Genomic DNA, 18006 nt, shown 5'->3' on the forward strand with positions numbered 1-18006 from the left:
CCCTGCGGATTCCGCAAGAAAAAGCGCCGCAGCCCCCGGCGCCACCGGGGCAGGCCCTATGCGGCTGCATCTTTGCCGTCGTCCCGCGCGCCGCCGCTATCAATACGGGCAGACGGATTGCGCGGGGCAGAGGCCGCGCTCTCGGCAACGCAGACCTGGTTGCGGCCCTTCGCCTTGGCGTCATACAGGGCTTCGTCCGAAGCCCGCAGCAGATCCTGCGGCATGGTGCCATGGGCCGGATAATGTGCAACACCCAGCGAAATGGTTATCCGCGGCAGCGCCTTTTCCCCATAGCGCACCACCACGTCCTCCACGCCTTGGCGCAGCAGCTCGGCCTTGGTCATCACATCCTCCTGGCTGAGACCGGGCAGGATCAGGGTGAATTCCTCGCCGCCGGGACGGCAGGCCACCTCGTCGCCGTCGCAGGCCTGCTCCAGCACCGACCCCACCGCGCGCAGCACCATGTCGCCGGCGTCATGGCCATGGTTGTCGTTGAACTTCTTGAAGTGATCCACGTCGATCGACACGATGCTCAGCCGCTGGCCGCTGCTCTGGCTGGCATTGATGCTTTTACGCAAAGTCTCAGTCATATGGCGGCGGTTGAACAGTCCGGTAAGCGGGTCGCGTACCGACTGGTCATGCAGCTGGTCGCGCATCCGCACATTGGCGATTGCCATCGAGATCTGCTCGGCGCACATCTGGGCCAGCTTCTTGCTGCTGATAAACTCCGGGCAGTCGTCCTTGATCGCCTGCAAATGCATCAGGCCGACGGTCTCGCCATGGGCAAGGATCGGAAAGCAGTAATAGCGCCTGCCATCATGCGGCTCGGCGTGCTCGCAGACAAATTCAATCTCCGACGACCCGAATTCATAGGTCCGGCCCCGGCGCAGGCCCCAGCATTCCTCCGGGTGGATGTGGTCCTTGTGGCTGCCGCCGTTCCAGCTGGCACAGCCGTCCAGCACATCGCGCGAATTGGAATAGACGTAGACGCTGCCCTCAGCCGTCGGCAGGATATGAGTCATGAAGCGGGCGACCATATCAAACAGCTCATCCAATGAGCGGCTGGACTGCAGCCATTCGTTCAGCTCCCCCAGCAATTGCACCTCGCGCGCCAGCCGCAGCTGCTCATCCAGAATGCCGCGCTCGGTTTCATTGCGCTGGCGCAGCTGGTTCATGCTGAACCGGTTGGTTCGGAACACCACATACACCGCCACTGCCATCGTTATCAGCGCGATGGAGGTCAGCACAATCAGCGACAGCCGGACGCGTCGGATGAACGTATCCCGCAGGTCGGTGATGTCTGTGTAGAAATCAATGGCACCGTCAAAATGCCCGTTGTGAACCAGCGGCACATAAAGTTGTGCAACCTCCCGGCTGATGCTGCTGTCAAACCCGTTGGTCTGCAGCGGAAACCCGTCGACCTCAAACGCTGGCAGCGGCTCGTGCATGTAATAGACCTCTCCGCGGGCCACTTGAGTGCTGAAAAAGGCGTTGGTCTCATATTCGCCAATCTCATCACTGCGGGTGGACCAGAAAATCTCCCCCTCGCTGGTCAGCAGCCGAAACCGGAACACATCAGTCTCATCGGGCAGCAGCAGAAGATCCCGGGCATCTTCGGGTTGAATCAGCCCGTCTTCAAAGGCTTCCTCGACATTGGCCATATGCAGTACAACTCTGCGCTGCCAATGCTCCGACTGTTTTCGGAGATCGTTTTCAATCATCCTGTCCACGGTCGGTTCCGGCACTGCAAACACGGCCCAGGCCGAAGCCGCTGCCGCCGCGATCAGGACAAGGATCAGCGACATGCTGCGGATCTTTTCAGCAAGGCTGGATCTCAATTTATTTTTCATATTCCGGCGCCAAAGGTAGTTTATGTTAATGCGGCTGTGCGCCCCTGCAAGCGTAGGCCGGATTAATTTCGGTACCGTTAATCTGCCATAAGAGTTAAAGAATTTTTCTGCGGCAGCATCTTTGGGAGGGTTTGAAAACGGGTCTGGATTGGACAGCAATGGGCCCGTGAACAGAGTGTGAACGTCCTCTTTCCGCCGCGGCTGAATCAGGTTAGGATCACCCGCATGAGCAGTTTTGACGAAATGGACGCCTTTGAGGGCGCATCATTATCGGCCCGTGCCATGCAGGCGCGGCCGATGCCCTATCTGGACAGCCTTAACCCGGCGCAGCGCGAGGCGGTGGAGTGCCTGGATGGTCCCGTGCTGATGCTGGCCGGCGCCGGCACCGGCAAGACCAAGGCGCTGACCACCCGGATCGTGCATCTCCTCAGCACCGGCCGGGTGCGCCCGAACGAGATTCTGTCGGTGACCTTCACCAACAAGGCCGCCCGCGAGATGAAGGAGCGGGTGGGCGGCATGCTCGGGCAGGCGATTGAAGGCATGCCATGGCTCGGCACTTTTCATTCGGTTTGCGTGAAACTGTTGCGCCGCCACGCCGAGCTGGCCGGGCTGAAGTCAAATTTCACCATTCTTGACACCGACGACCAGATCCGGCTCTTGAAGCAGCTGATCAAGGCCGAGGGCATCGATGACAAGCGCTGGCCCGCGCGGATGCTGGCAAACATCATTGACGACTGGAAAAACCGGGCGCTGACGCCGGACAAGGTGCCGGCCGGCGACGCCAGCGCCTATAACAACCGCGGCACCGAGTTTTATGCCCAATACCAGACCCGCCTGCGCGAACTGAACGCCGTCGATTTCGGCGACCTCCTGCTGCACATGGTAACGATCTTCCAGAATCACCTGGACGTGCTGGAGCAGTATCAGCGCTGGTTCCGCTACATCATGGTGGACGAATATCAGGATACCAACGTCGCCCAGTACCTGTGGCTGCGGCTTCTGGCCGGCGCGCATAAGAACGTCTGCTGCGTCGGCGACGACGACCAGTCGATCTATGGCTGGCGCGGTGCCGAGGTCGGCAATATCCTGCGGTTTGAAAAGGATTTCCCCGGCGCCATGGTGGTGCGGCTGGAACAGAACTACCGCTCTACCGGGCATATTCTGGCCGCCGCCTCGAACGTCATCCGCGGCAACCAGGGCCGTCTGGGCAAGGAGCTGTGGACTGCGGCCGGCGACGGTGAAAAGCTCCGCCTGATCGGCCATTGGGACGGCGAGGAAGAGGCCCGCTGGATCGGCGAAGAGATCGAGGCGATGCAGCGCGGCACCCGCGGCCAGGCACCCATCGGCCTCAACAGCATGGCCATCCTCGTGCGGGCCTCGCACCAGATGCGTGCGTTTGAGGACCGGTTTCTGACCATCGGCCTGCCGTACCGGGTGATCGGCGGCCCGCGGTTCTATGAGCGGCTCGAAATCCGTGATGCCATGGCCTATTTTCGCGTTGTGGTCTCCCCGGATGACGATCTGGCGTTTGAACGCATTGTCAACACGCCGAAACGCGGCCTTGGCGACAAGGCGCAGCAGACCATTCAGGGCATTGCCCGCGAAAACGGCGTCTCGCTGGTCGAAGGCGCCCGGTTGGCCGTTGAGGCTGGCCAGATCAAGGGTAAGGGCGGCGGCGCCCTGCGCCAGCTTGTCGAGGGCATTGCCCGCTGGGGTCATATGGCCGGCGACGCGGACATCACCCATATGGAGCTGGCCGAGATCATCCTGGATGAAAGCGGCTACACCGCCATGTGGCAGAACGACAAGAACCCGGATTCGCCCGGCCGCCTGGAAAATCTCAAGGAACTGGTGAAGGCGCTGGAGTCTTTCGAGAACCTGCAGGGTTTCCTGGAGCACGTCAGCTTGGTGATGGACAACGACAAGCAGGACGCGGACGAGAAGGTTTCGATCATGACCCTGCACGCGGCCAAGGGCCTGGAGTTCCCCGCGGTCTTCCTGCCGGGCTGGGAGGACGGGTTGTTCCCCTCGCAGCGCTCGATGGATGAAAGCGGCCAGAAAGGCCTCGAGGAAGAACGCCGCCTGGCTTATGTCGGCATCACCCGCGCCGAGCAGATCTGCACCATTTCCTTTGCCGGCAACCGCCGGGTGTTCGGCCAATGGCAGTCGCAATTGCCGTCCCGCTTCATTGATGAGCTGCCGGAGGAGCATGTCGAGGTGCTGACCCCTCCGGGCCTTTACGGCGGCGGCTACGGCGCGGCAGCACCGGGCGGCACTATGGGCGGCGGTCAGGTCCGCTCCGCCATCGAAGAGAAAATGGCTCAGGCTGATGGCTACAACTCCCCCGGCTGGAAGCGGATGCAAGCGCGGGCAGGCGAGCGCGGGATGTCGCAGCCCAAGGAAAGCAAGCATCAGGTGATCGACCTAACTGCGACGTCCAGCTTCACCCTGGGCGAACGCGTGTTCCATCAAAAGTTCGGTTACGGCGCCATTACAGGCATCGAGGGCGACAAGCTGGAAGTGGATTTCGAGAAGGCCGGCACCAAGAAAGTGGTCGCCCGTTTCGTCTCTGCCACCGACGACGTGCCATTCTGATGACCCCCTTTACGCCGGTTTGACCGGCGGATCGGATCGCGCAGCGATCCGATCCGGGCGCAGGCGCGGCGGGCAGCTTTGCTGCCCGCCGCGCCTGCGCCGCCCCTTCCTTCGAGGTTTACGCGACACGGCCATGCAAGTGCTTGGCTGCAGCCGTCTGTCTTCAGGGGGGGCGGTTTTGCTGTGCGGAAAACAAGAAACGGCGGCACCCAGGGAGGAGGAGGGGTGCCGCCGTTCTGTCAAACACCGGAATTCAGGGAGGAGGAGATCCCGGTGATTCAAGCCCGGCTGTAAACCGGTGTAAGGTGCGGCGGCATCAGGGAGGAGGAGGATGCCACCGCGTAGGACAGGCCCTTCAAGGGAGGAGGAGAAAAGGCCTGATCTCTATTAGTTGTTCTCGTAAGCGGCCTGATAGGCGACGCGCTGAATTTCGGAGCGGTTCAGACCCAGATCTGCCAGATCGCGGGCCGACAATGCCGACAGTTCGCTGACGGTCTTGCGGTACAGGCGATAGCGAACGAATTTCACCATCAGCGCATCCAGGAAGCCAACCGGGGATGCAATGCTCACCGCGGAGATCTGTTGTGCTGCTGCCATTGTTCTGTTCCTTCGTCTGACCGTATCGTCGTATCCGTCTGGCACCATCCCGGCGCCGCTTGAGGGGTAATTTAGGGATCTTCCGAAAAGTCGCAATCCCGTGCGTCGTCAATGCTGCTATGCAGCATTTGCATGGGTGACCCAGGGTATGCCATTGTAAAGGGGCGCTAATTTCAGCACGCACGTTGCGCAGCTGTATAAATTCCGGGCGCGGGGCTGCAATCCGCGCATGGCTGGCGGCACAGGCTGTTGACGGATCCGATCCTTGGCCTTGCGGACGGAGCCGCGGTAATCACGCAACACGGGTTCCAAGGCGTATGGCGGACACATATATAGGGCCGGACAACACGCAGGAGAGCAGTCATGGCGGTCACTCAGGATCAGGTTCGCGAAATACTGGAGCGGCTGGCCTTGCCGGACGGCGGCACGCTGGTGTCGCGTGACATGCTGCGCGCCCTGCGTATCGATGGCAGCAAGGTGAGCTTTGTGATCGAGGCGCCCAGCCCCGAGATCGCCAAACTGATGGAGCCTTTGCGCAAAGCCGCCGAGGCCGCGGTGCTGTCTCTGGACGGCGTCGAAACTGTCTCTGCCGCGCTCACCGCCCATGCCGCTCAGAAGCCCGCGCCCAGCCTCAAGGTCGGCGGCCATCCGAAGCCGCAGGCCGGGCCGTTGAAACCCGCAGGCGTCAAACGCATCCTGGCGATTGCCTCCGGCAAGGGCGGGGTGGGGAAATCCACCGTCTCCTCGAACCTCGCCGTGGCGCTGGCCAGGCAGGGGCGCAAGGTCGGGTTGCTGGACGCGGATATCTACGGCCCCTCCCAGCCCCGCATGATGGGGGCCACCGGCCGCCCCGCCAGTCCTGACGGCAAGATCATCGAACCGCTGCACGCCCATGGCGTCACTCTTATGTCGATCGGCTTTATGCTGGAAGAGGGTAAGGCTGTGGTCTGGCGCGGCCCAATGTTGATGGGGGCGCTGCAGCAGATGCTGGGGCAGGTGAACTGGGGCGAGCTGGACGTGCTGATTGTCGACCTGCCGCCCGGCACCGGCGATGTGCAGCTGACGCTTTGCACCAAGGCGGAACTGACCGGCGCCATCGTGGTCTCCACCCCGCAGGACGTGGCGCTGCTGGATGCGCGCAAGGCGATGGACATGTTCAAGACGCTGAAAACCCCGGTGCTGGGGTTGATCGAAAACATGTCCTTCTTCACCTGCCCAGATTGCGGCGGTGAGCATCACATCTTTGGCCGTGGCGGTGTCGCGGCAGAGGCCGAGACGCTGGGCCTGCCGCTGTTGGGCGCGCTGCCGATTGATCTGGAAACCCGGTTGGCCGGCGACAGCGGCACGCCCATCGCGGTGGGCGAGGGGCCAATGGCGCAGGCCTATGCCCGGATTGCCGAAGGTCTGATCGGCGGCGGCATGGCCTAACTCCGCAGGGCTCAGCTCTCTCTATATTTAGTGTCCCGGGTGGCCCGCCTCATTGGCGGGCCATTTGCTGTTTGCTCCCTTTGATTGGGCACAGATGGGATTTCCCGCCCGGTTTGGGAACCTGCGAGACCGCGGCCCCCGCATGGGGCGGCATGGGACCGGCGCGATTGAATGGGATAGCTGGGAATTCACGGCACTGGCGGGAATTCACGGGCACCATGGGAAATTATGGCCCGGTTTGCCCCGCTTTCCGCTTGAAGGCCCGAATCACTCGGTGTTGAACCGCTGATACCGGGGTTTCCCGGCGGTTCTGTTGCGGGGGAATGCGAACGTAAGGGGAATATCCAAAGCTGCTGCGCGCTTTCTTGTGGAATCGCGGGAAACTATGGGAAAAAAATTGCAGGCGCAACTCGTCTCTATATTTGGTGTTGATGGTGGAGTTGCGCACAAGAACTTCGATTTTAGGCCTAAATCTTGCCGCGAATCTCTTTTGAAACTCAGTTGTTCTGTCAAGCCTTCAGCGCTTTGCTACAGAAAACAGTTGCAGGGCCATCAATTCCCATAGTATCCCTAATGTATCGAATGAGACGAGGGACGGGGCACCAAACGACCCCAAGCCAAACTAAAAGAGCAGGTTTCATACAGGCCTTCGCTTTCATCGAACAAAGAGATCCGGCGCGCGAGCGAGCAGACATCCCCCCAGGTGGCGCGCGCAGTCGGACATCCCGCAAAGCGGGCCAAGGCGGCGGGTTGATCAGTGGCAGCAGATCAACCCGCCCCTTTTCATTCTGGGGAACGGATTAACGCGAGGGACGCGCGAAAAGGATCGGTAAGTTGGGCCGCAGGTTCAGAGGCGAAAGCCACCACAAGGTGGACAGCAAGGGGCGGGTGTCAATCCCGGCCTCTTTCCGCCGTGTGCTGGAGGCCGCCGATCCGAACTGGAAATCCGGCGACAGCCCCGAACTGGTGATTGTCTACGGCGACCACCGCCGCCCGTTCCTGGAATGCTATACTATGGAAGCCATCGACGAGGTGGACGCCAAGATCGCGGCCCTGCCGCGCGGCTCCAAACCGCGCAAGATCCTGGAGCGCATGTTCAACGGCCAATCCTTGCCGACCAATGTGGATGACACCGGCCGCCTTGTGCTGCCGGCCAAGCTGCGGCAGAAGATCGGCCTGGAGGGCGAAGCCTTCTTTATAGCCTCCGGCGACACCTTCCAGATCTGGAAGCCCGAGACTTATGAGGAGGTTGAGATGGCCGAAGCCGAGAAACTGATGGAAGACCTGCCGGAGGATTTCGATCCCCTGGAATTCCTAGATGGCGCCGGAGGCGTTTGACCCATGACCCAGGACCAAAAAGCTGCCAATGGTCCCCACATTCCCGTCCTTCTGCGCCCGCTCTTGCAGGCGGTGGCCCCGGTCACGGGCCGCTGGCTGGACGGCACATTCGGTGCAGGCGGTTACACCCGAGGGCTGCTTGAGGCCGGCGCTGACGAAGTTACCGGCGTTGACCGCGACCCGCTGGCGTTTGAGATGGCCAAGCCCTGGGCAGGGGAGTACGGCAATCGCCTGATCTTGCAGCAGGGTGTGTTCTCCCGCATGGATGAATATGCCCAAGGCCTCGATGGCGTGGTGCTGGACCTTGGCGTCTCCTCGATGCAGCTGGATCTGGCCGAACGCGGCTTCTCCTTCATGCGGGACGGCCCGCTGGACATGCGGATGTCGCAGTCGGGGCCTTCTGCCGCCGATCTGGTCGCAGAGCTGGAAGAGGCCCAGATCGCCGATATTCTGTTCCACTACGGCGAAGAACGCGCCAGCCGCCGCATTGCCAAGGCGATTGTGCGGGAACGCACGATTGAACCGATCACCTCCACCCTGCGCCTTGCGAAGATCATTGAATCCTGCCTGCCGCGCCCCAAGCCCAACCAGTCGCACCCGGCGACCCGCAGCTTCCAGGGGCTGCGCATCGCAGTGAACGCCGAATATGACGAACTGTTCGAGGGGCTGCTGGCCGCTGAACGGGCGCTGAAACCGGGCGGATTGCTGGCCGTTGTCACCTTTCATTCGGTCGAGGACCGTATGGTCAAACGCTTCTTCCAGCACCGTGCAGGCAAAACCGGCCGCGCCAACCGCTATGCGCCGGAACAGCAGGAAACCCCTTCCCAGTTCGAACTGGTCACCCGCAAGGCGGTCGGCCCGGACGATCAGGAACTGGCGGAAAACCCGCGCTCCCGCTCTGCCCGTCTGCGGGTCGGACGCCGGACTGATGCCGAACCTGGGCCGATCTCGGCCAAAGACCTTGGAATGCCGCAGCTGAAAGAGGCGCGCAAATGAAGACCCTGCTGTATGCCGCAACCTGCCTGGCCGTCTTTGGCCTGGCCTTCTGGGCTTACCGCGAAAACTACGCCACCCAGCAGGTGCTGAAGGAAACCCGCGCGCTGCAAAGCCAGATCGGTGCGGCGCAGGTGCGGCTTAGCGTTTTGCGCGCCGAATGGGCCTATCTCAACCGCCCGCAGCGGCTGCGCGAGCTGGCGGATATCAATTTCGACAGCCTTGGCCTGTTGCCGCTGCGCCCCGACCAGTTCGGCCGGGTGGATGAGGTGTCATACCCCGAACCCGAAGAGCTGGTGATCACCGATGGCGTCGAAGTGTCGGGCCTGAATGCGGGAGGCCAGCCATGATCCGCACTCCGCTGCGCCCGCTGGCCCGGATCCTGCATGCCCGCGCTACCGGCGAAAACCCGGATGTGATCGAAGAGGAAAACATCAGCCTGCGCCATCAGGAGATGCAGGTGCAGTCCCGCCAGCGCGCCGAGGGGCGGCTCTTGGTGCTGGGTCTGTTCTTTGTCTGTGCCTTTGGTGCGATCATTGCCCGCATGGGCATGACCGCGGTGTCAGAGCCGGCCGAACCCGTGGCCAGCGTGCCGGGCAGCGTGATTGCCGCGCAGCGCGCCGATATCGTCGACCGCAACGGCAGCCTGCTGGCCACCAACTTTGAAACCCACTCGCTGTATGCCCAGCCGCCGCAGATGATCGATCCCGTCGGTGCTGCAGAAAAACTGGTGCAGATCTTCCCGGATCTGGAGCTGGAACGGCTGGTCAAGGATTTCACCGGCAAGCGCAAGTTCCTGTGGGTGAAGAAGAAAATCAGCCCTGAGCAATTACAGGCGGTGCATGACATCGGTGATCCCGGCCTGATGTTCGGCCCGCGCGAGATGCGGCTGTACCCGAACGGCAGCCTGGCCGCCCATGTGCTGGGCGGCGCCGGTTTCGGCAAGGAGGGCGTCAACGCCGCCGAGGTGATTGGCGTGGCAGGTGTGGAACGCCAGTTCGACACCTACCTGCGCGACCCGGCCAATGCGGGCAAGCCGTTGCAACTGTCGCTGGACCTCACCGTGCAAGCTGCGGCTGAGCAGGTGCTTTATGGCGGCATGAAGCTGATGAATGCCAAGGGCGCCACATCAATCCTGATGGATGCCCGCACCGGCGAGGTGATCTCGGTTGTGTCCTTCCCGGACTTCGATCCCAATGACCGCCCGCGCCCGCCGGCCTCGGGCTTTGACCCCTCGGTCAGCCCGCTGTTCAACCGCGCGGTGCAGGGGGTGTATGAGCTTGGCTCCACCTTCAAAATCTTCACCGCAGCGCAGGCGATGGAGCTGGGTCTGGTTGGCGCCGACACCGTGATCGACACCCGCGGGCCGTTGCGCTGGGGCCGCTTTGCCATCCGCGATTTCCGCAACTACGGCAACGAGATGTCGGTGACCAAGATCATCGTCAAATCCAGTAACATCGGCACCGCGCGGCTGGCACAGCAGATCGGGGTGGAGCGGCAGAAAAGCTTCCTTGATACGCTGGGCATGCTGGATCCGACTCCGTTTGAAATTTCCGAAGCCGCGGGCGGTAAGCCGCTGCTGCCCGCCAACTGGTCCGAACTGTCGGCGATGACGATTTCCTACGGTCACGGTATTTCCACCACGCCGATGCATCTGGCGGCGGGCTATGCGGCGATTGCCAATGGCGGGCGTTATGTGGCGCCGACGATTCTAAAGCAGACCGCGCCGCAGCTGGGCGAACGGGTGCTGAGCGAGAGCACCGCCGCCTCGGCGCGCAAGATGTTGCGCAAAGTGGTCAGCGAAGGCACCGCCTCCTTTGCCGAGGTTGAGGGCTATCAGGTGGGCGGCAAGACCGGCACCGCCGACAAGCCCAAGCCCCGCGGCGGCTATTATGATGACAAGGTTATTGCCACTTTTGCCTCTATTTTCCCGGCACATGACCCGAAATACGTGCTGATCGTGACGCTGGACGAACCCTCTATCATTGCGCACGGTGAGGAACGCCGCACCGCAGGCTGGACCGCCACCCCGGTGGCCGCTGAAATGATCGGACGGGTGGCGCCGCTTCTGGGGCTGCGTCCGCAAGTTGAACCCGCAGAGGTGACTGGTATAACCCTCACCTCGAACTGAACCAGGTAAGGGCCGCCATGAGCAGCAGCAGACCAGACCAGCCCCTGAGCCAATTGGGGCTGACCGCCCGCGGCGGCGCTGACCCGCAGATCCGCGGCCTGGCGGTGGACAGCCGCGAGGTGCGGCAGGGGTATCTTTTTGCGGCCCTTCCGGGCCGCCAGGTGCATGGCGCCAAATTCATCCCCGCGGCGCTGGAACTGGGCGCGACCGCAATTCTGACCGATGCCGCAGGGGCCGGCATCGCGGCCAAGCTGCTGGACGAAAGCCACGCAGCACTTGTGGTGGTCGAGGACCCGCGCCAGACGCTGGCCTATGCCGCTGCCCTGTGGTTCGGCGGCCAGCCGCAGACCGTGGTGGCGGTCACCGGCACCAATGGCAAAACCTCTGTGGCAAGTTTCGTGCGCCAGATCTGGATGGAGCTGGGCCACGAGGCCGTCAACATGGGCACCACCGGCATCGAGGGCGCCTGGAGCTATCCGCTGGCGCATACCACGCCGGAGCCGATCACCCTGCACCGCGCGCTGGCTGAGGCCGCCGCAGCAGGTGTCACACACGCCGCGATGGAGGCGTCTTCCCACGGGCTGGACCAGCGGCGTCTGGACGGGGTGCAACTGGCGGCAGCGGGTTTTACCAATTTCACTCAGGACCACCTAGATTACCACGAGACATTCGAGGCCTATTTCAACGCCAAGGCGGGCCTGTTCCGCCGGGTGCTGCCGGAGGAGGGCGTCGCCGTCATCAACATGAACGACCCGCGCGGGGCCGAGATGCGCGCGGTGGCCGCTGCCCGCGGGCAGGAGGTGATCAGCGTGGGCCGCGGGCTCGGCGATTTGAACCTGATGGGGCTGCGCTATGACGGCACCGGGCAGGATGTGCGGTTTTCCTGGCACGACAAACCCCATCAGCTGCGCCTCAACCTCATTGGCGGCTTTCAGGCGGAAAACGTGCTCTTGGCCTGCGGGCTGGTGATTGCCGGCGGCGAGGACCCGGAGCGGGTGTTTGAAACCCTGCCGCATCTGACCACCGTTCGGGGGCGGATGCAGCTGGCGGCGTCGCGCGACAATGGTTCTGCCGTGTTTGTTGACTACGCTCATACGCCGGATGCTGTGGCCAGCGCCATCAAGGCGCTGCGCCCGCATGTGCTGGGGCGGCTGATTGCCATCGTGGGTGCCGGCGGCGACCGTGACACCAGCAAGCGGCCGCTGATGGGGCAGGCGGCGCATCAGAATGCTGATGTGGTGATCGTGACGGACGACAATCCGCGCAGCGAAGATCCGGCTGTGATCCGCGCCGCGGTCAAGGGCGGCGCGCCCGATTGCATCGAGATCGGCGACCGCGCCGAGGCGATTCTGCGCGGTGCCGACATGCTGGGGCCGGGCGATGCGCTTATCATCTGCGGCAAGGGGCATGAAACCGGCCAGACCGTGGGCGACACCGTGCTGCCGTTTGACGACGCGGAGCAGGCCAGCATTGCTGCGGCCGCACTCGACGGGAGGCTCGCATGATGCTTTGGACTGCAGCTGAGGCCGCCGCAGCCACCGGCGGGCAGGCGCAGGGGGACTGGGCTGTCTCCGGCCTGTCGATCGACACCCGCACCATTGAGGCGGGCGATATGTTCGTGGCGTTGAAGGCTGCGCGTGACGGCCATGACTTCGTGGCCCAGGCGCTGGAAAAAGGTGCTGGCGCGGCGCTGGTTTCTCGTGTCCCCGAAGGTGTTTCTTCTGACGCGCCGCTGCTGATTGTCGACGACGTGCAGATGGGGCTGGAGGCTTTGGGCCGGGCGTCGCGCGCGCGGACCGGTGCGAAGGTTGTTGCCGTAACCGGCTCGGTCGGCAAGACCTCGACCAAGGAAATGCTGGCGCGGATGCTGTCCGATCAGGGCCGCACCCATGCCGCTGTGGCCAGCTACAACAACCATTGGGGGGTGCCGCTGACACTGGCGCGGATGCCGCGCGATACCGAGTTTGCCGTCATCGAGATCGGCATGAATCATCCCGGCGAGATCGCGCCGCTGGCGAAACAGGCCCGCCCGCATGTGGCGATGGTGACGACAGTCGCCGCGGTGCATCTGGAAGCGTTCGAGAGTGTCGAAGGCATTGCCTTTGAGAAGGCCGCGATCATGCAGGGGCTGGAGCCGGGCGGCGTAGCCGTGCTGAATGCCGATATCGCCGAGGCCCATGTGCTGCGCGGCGTTGCGGCTGATCTGGGCGTCCCGGCCTGCTGGTTCGGCGAAAGCGCCGAAGATTGCAAACTATTGTCAGCTGACAATAGAGGCGAGGGAACAGTTGCCCGCGCCACAGTGAATGGCCGGGATATCGAGCTGCACATTCAATCGCTTGGCGCGCATTTCGCGATGAACGCCCTGGGCGCAATTGCTTGTGTCGAGGCCTTGGGGGCGGATCCCGCGAAGGCGGTGGAGAGCCTTGCCCTGTGGTCGCCGGTCAAGGGCCGCGGTGTGCGCGAGGTGATCCGGCTTGACGGCGGCGAGGTCACTTTGCTGGATGACAGCTATAACGCCAACCCGACGTCAATGGCGGCAGCGCTGGCGGTGCTGGCGGCGACACCTGGCGCGGGCCGGCGGATTGCCTATCTTGGCGACATGGGCGAGCTGGGTCCGCAGGAAATTGAGCTTCACGCCGGCCTTGCCTTGCTGCAGGCTGTTGCGGGCATTGAGAAAATCCACTGCGTCGGCCCTTTGATGAAAGCGCTGCATGCGGCGCTGCCGGAGGCGAAACGCGGCGGCTGGTATGAAACCAGCGCCGATGCCCTGCCGGGTTTGAAGGCTGGTATCAAGGGCGGCGATATCGTGCTGGCAAAAGGGTCCAACAGCATGGGGCTGGCCAAGATCGTTGACGGCATCCGCGAAATGGGTCAATCCGGCCCCAAATCAGAAAACGCGTAAAAGAACGAGGGAAGGGCCCAGATGCTCTATTGGCTGACCGCTTTGTCGGACGGGGGGGATTTTTTCAACCTCTTCCGCTATATCACTTTTCGCGCAGGCGGCGCCTTTATGACCGCACTGATCTTTGGCTTTTTGTTCGGCAAACCGCTGATCAACGTGCTGCGCCGCAAACAAGGCAAGGGCCAGCCGATCCGCGATGACGGGCCGGAGGGGCATTTTTCCAAGGCCGGCACCCCGACCATGGGCGGGCTGCTGATCGTCGGCGCGCTGCTGTCGTCGACCCTGCTGTGGGCGCGGCTGGATAATCCCTTTGTCTGGATGGTGCTGCTGGTGACGCTGGCCTTTGCGCTGATCGGCTTTGCGGATGATTATGCCAAGGTGTCTAAGCAGACTACGGCAGGCGTTTCGGGCAAGCTGCGGCTGGCTTTGGGGATTGCGATTGCGGCCCTGTGTGCAGTGATTGCAGCGCGGTTTCACCCGGAGGCGCTGCAGAACCAGCTGGCGCTGCCGGTGTTCAAGGATACGCTGATCAATCTTGGCCTGTTCTATGTGCCGTTCTCGATCTGCGTCATTGTGGGCGCTGCCAATGCGGTGAATCTGACCGATGGTCTGGATGGTCTCGCGATCATGCCGGTGATGATTGCGGCGGGAACGCTGGGGGTTATCGCCTATGCGGTGGGGCGTGTCGATTTCACCGAGTATCTGGACGTGCACTATGTGCCCGGCACCGGTGAGATCCTGATCTTCAGCGCCGCGCTGTTCGGTGCAGGGCTTGGGTTCCTGTGGTACAACGCGCCGCCTGCTGCGGTGTTCATGGGAGACACCGGCTCGCTGGCCCTGGGCGGGGCGCTGGGGGCCATTGCGGTGGCCACCAAGCATGAACTGGTGCTGGCCATCGTTGGCGGGCTGTTTGTGGTTGAGGCGCTGTCGGTGATCATTCAGGTCCTCTACTTCAAGCGCACCGGGCGCCGGGTCTTCCTGATGGCGCCGATCCACCACCATTATGAAAAGAAGGGCTGGGCCGAGCCGCAGATCGTGATCCGCTTCTGGATCATCTCGCTGATCCTGGCGATGATCGGTCTGGCGACGCTGAAAGTGCGCTGAGGCACGCCGAACAGCCGCCGCGCCAGGACTTCCGGCGGGTGGTGAAGCTGTCTTTCTCTTTGTGAACCGCGCGGGGCTTCAGGCTTGGCGCGGTTTTTCCTTATGAAGAAGGCGGCGCCGCCGGAGGGGCGGAGCATCGGATGGCCCTTGTCAGGGGCCATGTCCGTCTAGCGGCCTGTTCGGACCCGCCCTGCACCCGATGAAGAAGTGATCTGAGGGGGGCCGGTCTCCTGGTCTTTGTGTTGCAACGGGAGGAGCGTAATCTGCGCCGGTGAACATCCCATGAGGGCAGCGTACGCCGGGGGGGCAACTGCTGGCGCTCCCGCCAATTTCGGCAGGCTTTGCCTGCCTGCTTATTGTTGGGCCCGGCACGGGCCTGAGGCCCGTGCCGGGGAGCGCTTGAAGCCCGGCTTGCACCTGTGCAATGTGCCGCAGAAGTAATTACATCAAGATGAGGGCAGGCGATGATCCCGGTCAAAGGATATGAAGGCGCTAAGGTTGCCGTGCTGGGGCTGGGGCGCTCGGGTCTGGCGACGGCGCGTGCCTTGCGGACAGGCGGGGCGGAGGCGGTCTGCTGGGACGACAACCCGGCTGCGCGGGAGGCGGCGGAGGCGGAAGGCTTTGCCTGCCGTGATCTGCACAAGGCCGGCGCCTTTGACGATGTGGCGGCGCTGATCACTTCGCCCGGCATTCCGCATCTTTACCCCAAGCCCAATCCGGTGATCCGCACCGCTATGGATGCAGGCGTTCCGGTGGACAATGATATCGGCCTGTTCTTCCGCTCCTTTGCCGATGCCGAATGGCAGATGCATGACCAGCCGCCGCGGGTGGTGGCGGTGACGGGATCGAACGGCAAATCAACCACGGTGGCGCTGCTGCATCACATCCTGCAGGCAGCGGGGCGCGAAAGCCAGTTGGCGGGCAATATCGGCCGTGGGGTGCTGGACATTGATCCGCCGGGCAATGGCGGCGTGGTGGTGCTGGAGCTGTCGAGCTATCAGACCGAGCTGGCTCGTGCGCTGACGCCGGATGTCGCGGTGTTTACCAACCTCAGCCCGGACCATCTGGACCGGCATGGCGGCATGGGCGGCTATTTTGCCGCCAAGCGCCGCCTGTTTGCCGAGGGCGGGCCGGACCGTGCGGTGATTGGCATTGACGAGGATGAGGGGTTGTTTCTGGCCGGGCAATTGTCCGAAGGGCAAAGCGATGACCGGGTGATCAGGGTATCCGCTGCGCGCAAGCTGACCGGGCCGGGCTGGCAGGTCTTTGCCCGCAAGGGGTTCCTGAGCGAGTACCGCAAGGGACGGCAGGCGGCTTCGATCGATTTGCGGGAGATGACGGGCCTGCCCGGCGCGCATAACCACCAGAACGCCTGCGCGGCCTATGCGGCGGCGCGCACCTTGGGGCTGGCACCGCGGCTGATCGGCGATGCGATGGCCACCTTCCCGGGACTGCCGCACCGCAGCCAGACCATCGCTGAGGCTGGCGGCGTGCGCTATGTGAATGACAGCAAGGCCACCAACACCGACAGCGCGGTGAAGGCGCTGAGCGCGTTCAAAAACATTCGTTGGATCTGCGGCGGGCTGCAGAAGGACGGCGGGCTGGAGGCGCTGCAGGGGCGGACTGGCAATGTGGTGAAGGCCTATGTGATCGGGCGTGAGGCGGCGGGATTTTCCCTGCAGCTGGATGTGCAGGCAGAAGTCTGCACCACCATGGCCGCTGCGGTGGAGCTGGCCATTGCGGACTCGCAAGAGGGCGACACCGTGCTGCTGGCGCCGGCCGCGGCGAGCTTTGACCAGTATGACAATTTTGAGCAGCGCGGCGAGGATTTCATCGCCGAAGTGAAGACGCGGCTGGGTTGAAGCCGCCGGCAGGAAGGAACAGGACCCATGGCTAAGGCCGCAGAGGCGAAGAATACCGTGATGCTGGCCTTTCAGGTCATTCCACGGCTGCGCGAAGGTAACAACTTCGAGGCGGTCGATCAGGCCATTTCGGTGGTGAAAGCGTCGGGCGTGCCGTTCCAGGTGGGGGCGATGGAAACCACCATGAGGGGCGAGCTGGATCAGCTGCTGGAGATTGTGAAACAGGCGGAGAAGGCCTGCCTGGAGTTCGGCGCGGTGGAGGTGATCACCAATATTAAGATCCACACCACCACGCCGGAGGCGCATGACACGTTCTGCACCTATACCCGCGGGGTGACGCCGAGCAACAGCGTGTTCGTTGAAGACTAGGGGGAGGGGCTTCAGGCTCACCTAAGCGGAAAATCTTCAAGGGTCAGCCCGCGGTGGCGGACGGCTGGGTCATCTCCCCTGATAGGAGTTTGAAATAGCCGGGAAGCGTGTCCTGCAGCCGCTGGAGGCCATCAGCTGTCAGCGCGGCTTCTTTGGAACGCCCGTCGGAGGGGCTGGCCGAGAGGGTTATCAGCCCGTCTTTCTGCAGCGATTGCAGGGTGCGGGTCATCACCGGTTTCGACACGTCGATACGCTGGGCAATCTCATTCGGGGTCAGCGAGGCGCGCTCCGGTTCGCGGTCGATCACGATCAGCACCAGGAACCGCAGCTGCGACAGACCGTGGACGGCAAAAAAGGCGTCGAGGCTGCGGATCAGCAGGCTGGCGCGGCGCATCATCAGGAGCGCGCTGGTGATATGGTCCGGGTCGGCGCCGTATGCCTGGGCATAGGTGCCGACCATCTGCTGCGATGGCAGGTCCTTGAGGAAGAACATCGGCGTCAGGCCAGCGGGGTCATTTTGTGGATTTCCACCGGTGCGGCAAGCCAGGCCTCGTATTTGGCGAAAACCGGCGTGATGTAATCCGCCGCGTAATGCGCTGCCAGGGCGTCCTCGCCGGCCCATTCTTCATCCAGGTAGAAGCAATCGCCATCGCGGCCTTCGGCCAGCAGGAACTTCAGGCAGCCGGGTTCGGCCCGGGTCGGCTCCAGAATGTCCAGCAGGCTTTGGCGCACATCTTGGATGTGTTCCGGTTTCGGAGTGATCTTGGCGACCAGTTGGAAGGGGGCGGTCATGGTGTTTCTCCATTTATGTTATCATGATAACTATCATGAATGCCG

At 63.0% G+C, this 18006-nt stretch carries 15 protein-coding genes; 11 read left to right on the top strand and 4 right to left on the bottom strand.

Annotation, left to right across the window (positions count from 1 at the left end; all coding sequences use genetic code 11):
- Positions 1-56 precede the first annotated feature (56 nt).
- The gene (locus AQUI_RS0115560; RefSeq protein ID WP_027258323.1) at positions 57-1850 is read right to left on the bottom strand and encodes a sensor domain-containing diguanylate cyclase; all 1794 of its coding nucleotides are present in this window, start codon (positions 1848-1850) and stop codon (positions 57-59) included.
- Between the two features lie 225 nt (positions 1851-2075).
- Between AQUI_RS0115560 and AQUI_RS0115565 the strand changes: the two genes are divergently transcribed.
- On the top strand, positions 2076-4445 hold the full coding sequence (locus AQUI_RS0115565; protein ID WP_027258324.1) for an ATP-dependent helicase: 2370 nt from the start codon (positions 2076-2078) through the stop codon (positions 4443-4445).
- 387 nt (positions 4446-4832) lie between these two features.
- On the opposite strand, the gene AQUI_RS0115570 is transcribed toward AQUI_RS0115565, so the two are convergent.
- Positions 4833-5042 carry a DUF1127 domain-containing protein gene (locus AQUI_RS0115570; RefSeq protein ID WP_027258325.1) on the bottom strand — a complete coding sequence of 70 codons (210 nt, stop codon included), beginning with the start codon at positions 5040-5042 and terminating at the stop codon, positions 4833-4835.
- A gap of 363 nt (positions 5043-5405) precedes the next feature.
- On the opposite strand from AQUI_RS0115570, the gene AQUI_RS0115575 reads away from it, so the two are divergent.
- The 10 genes from AQUI_RS0115575 to AQUI_RS0115620 all read left to right on the top strand — a co-directional run bounded on the left by AQUI_RS0115575 (position 5406) and on the right by AQUI_RS0115620 (position 17169).
- The gene (locus AQUI_RS0115575) at positions 5406-6470 is read left to right on the top strand and encodes an Mrp/NBP35 family ATP-binding protein (protein WP_027258326.1); all 1065 of its coding nucleotides are present in this window, start codon (positions 5406-5408) and stop codon (positions 6468-6470) included.
- An 834-nt stretch (positions 6471-7304) separates the two neighbouring features.
- Entirely contained in the window at positions 7305-7808 is a 504-nt protein-coding gene (gene mraZ / locus AQUI_RS0115580) for a division/cell wall cluster transcriptional repressor MraZ (protein WP_084294432.1), read from the top strand.
- Positions 7809-7811: 3 nt separating this feature from the next.
- Positions 7812-8804: a 16S rRNA (cytosine(1402)-N(4))-methyltransferase RsmH gene (gene rsmH / locus AQUI_RS0115585; protein ID WP_027258328.1), complete on the top strand. Its 993-nt coding sequence runs from the start codon at positions 7812-7814 to the stop codon at positions 8802-8804.
- Positions 8801-9151, top strand: coding sequence for a cell division protein FtsL (gene ftsL / locus AQUI_RS0115590; RefSeq protein ID WP_027258329.1), 351 nt, complete (start codon positions 8801-8803; stop codon positions 9149-9151). Before rsmH ends, ftsL begins: the two co-directional genes overlap by 4 nt.
- Complete coding sequence (locus AQUI_RS0115595; protein WP_027258330.1) at positions 9148-10932, top strand: peptidoglycan D,D-transpeptidase FtsI family protein; 1785 nt, start codon at positions 9148-9150, stop codon at positions 10930-10932. Before ftsL ends, AQUI_RS0115595 begins: the two co-directional genes overlap by 4 nt.
- 17 nt (positions 10933-10949) lie before the next feature.
- Positions 10950-12437: a UDP-N-acetylmuramoyl-L-alanyl-D-glutamate--2,6-diaminopimelate ligase gene (locus AQUI_RS0115600; protein ID WP_027258331.1), complete on the top strand. Its 1488-nt coding sequence runs from the start codon at positions 10950-10952 to the stop codon at positions 12435-12437.
- The gene (locus AQUI_RS0115605) at positions 12434-13834 is read left to right on the top strand and encodes a UDP-N-acetylmuramoyl-tripeptide--D-alanyl-D-alanine ligase (protein ID WP_027258332.1); all 1401 of its coding nucleotides are present in this window, start codon (positions 12434-12436) and stop codon (positions 13832-13834) included. Before AQUI_RS0115600 ends, AQUI_RS0115605 begins: the two co-directional genes overlap by 4 nt.
- Positions 13835-13855: 21 nt before the next feature.
- A complete protein-coding gene (gene mraY / locus AQUI_RS0115610) occupies positions 13856-14938 on the top strand; it encodes a phospho-N-acetylmuramoyl-pentapeptide-transferase (protein WP_027258333.1) in 1083 nt (360 codons plus the stop codon).
- Positions 14939-15402: 464 nt separating this feature from the next.
- On the top strand, positions 15403-16800 hold the full coding sequence (gene murD, locus AQUI_RS0115615; protein WP_027258334.1) for a UDP-N-acetylmuramoyl-L-alanine--D-glutamate ligase: 1398 nt from the start codon (positions 15403-15405) through the stop codon (positions 16798-16800).
- Positions 16801-16827: 27 nt separating this feature from the next.
- Entirely contained in the window at positions 16828-17169 is a 342-nt protein-coding gene (locus AQUI_RS0115620) for a thiamine-binding protein (protein WP_027258335.1), read from the top strand.
- A gap of 43 nt (positions 17170-17212) precedes the next feature.
- On the opposite strand, the gene AQUI_RS0115625 is transcribed toward AQUI_RS0115620, so the two are convergent.
- Positions 17213-17662 carry a MarR family winged helix-turn-helix transcriptional regulator gene (locus tag AQUI_RS0115625; RefSeq protein WP_027258336.1) on the bottom strand — a complete coding sequence of 150 codons (450 nt, stop codon included), beginning with the start codon at positions 17660-17662 and terminating at the stop codon, positions 17213-17215.
- Between the two features lie 5 nt (positions 17663-17667).
- On the bottom strand, positions 17668-17961 hold the full coding sequence (locus tag AQUI_RS0115630; RefSeq protein ID WP_027258337.1) for a putative quinol monooxygenase: 294 nt from the start codon (positions 17959-17961) through the stop codon (positions 17668-17670).
- Between the last annotated feature and the right edge of the window lie 45 nt (positions 17962-18006).

The sequence above is a fragment of the Leisingera aquimarina DSM 24565 genome (assembly GCF_000473165.1).
Taxonomy (GTDB): domain Bacteria; phylum Pseudomonadota; class Alphaproteobacteria; order Rhodobacterales; family Rhodobacteraceae; genus Leisingera; species Leisingera aquimarina.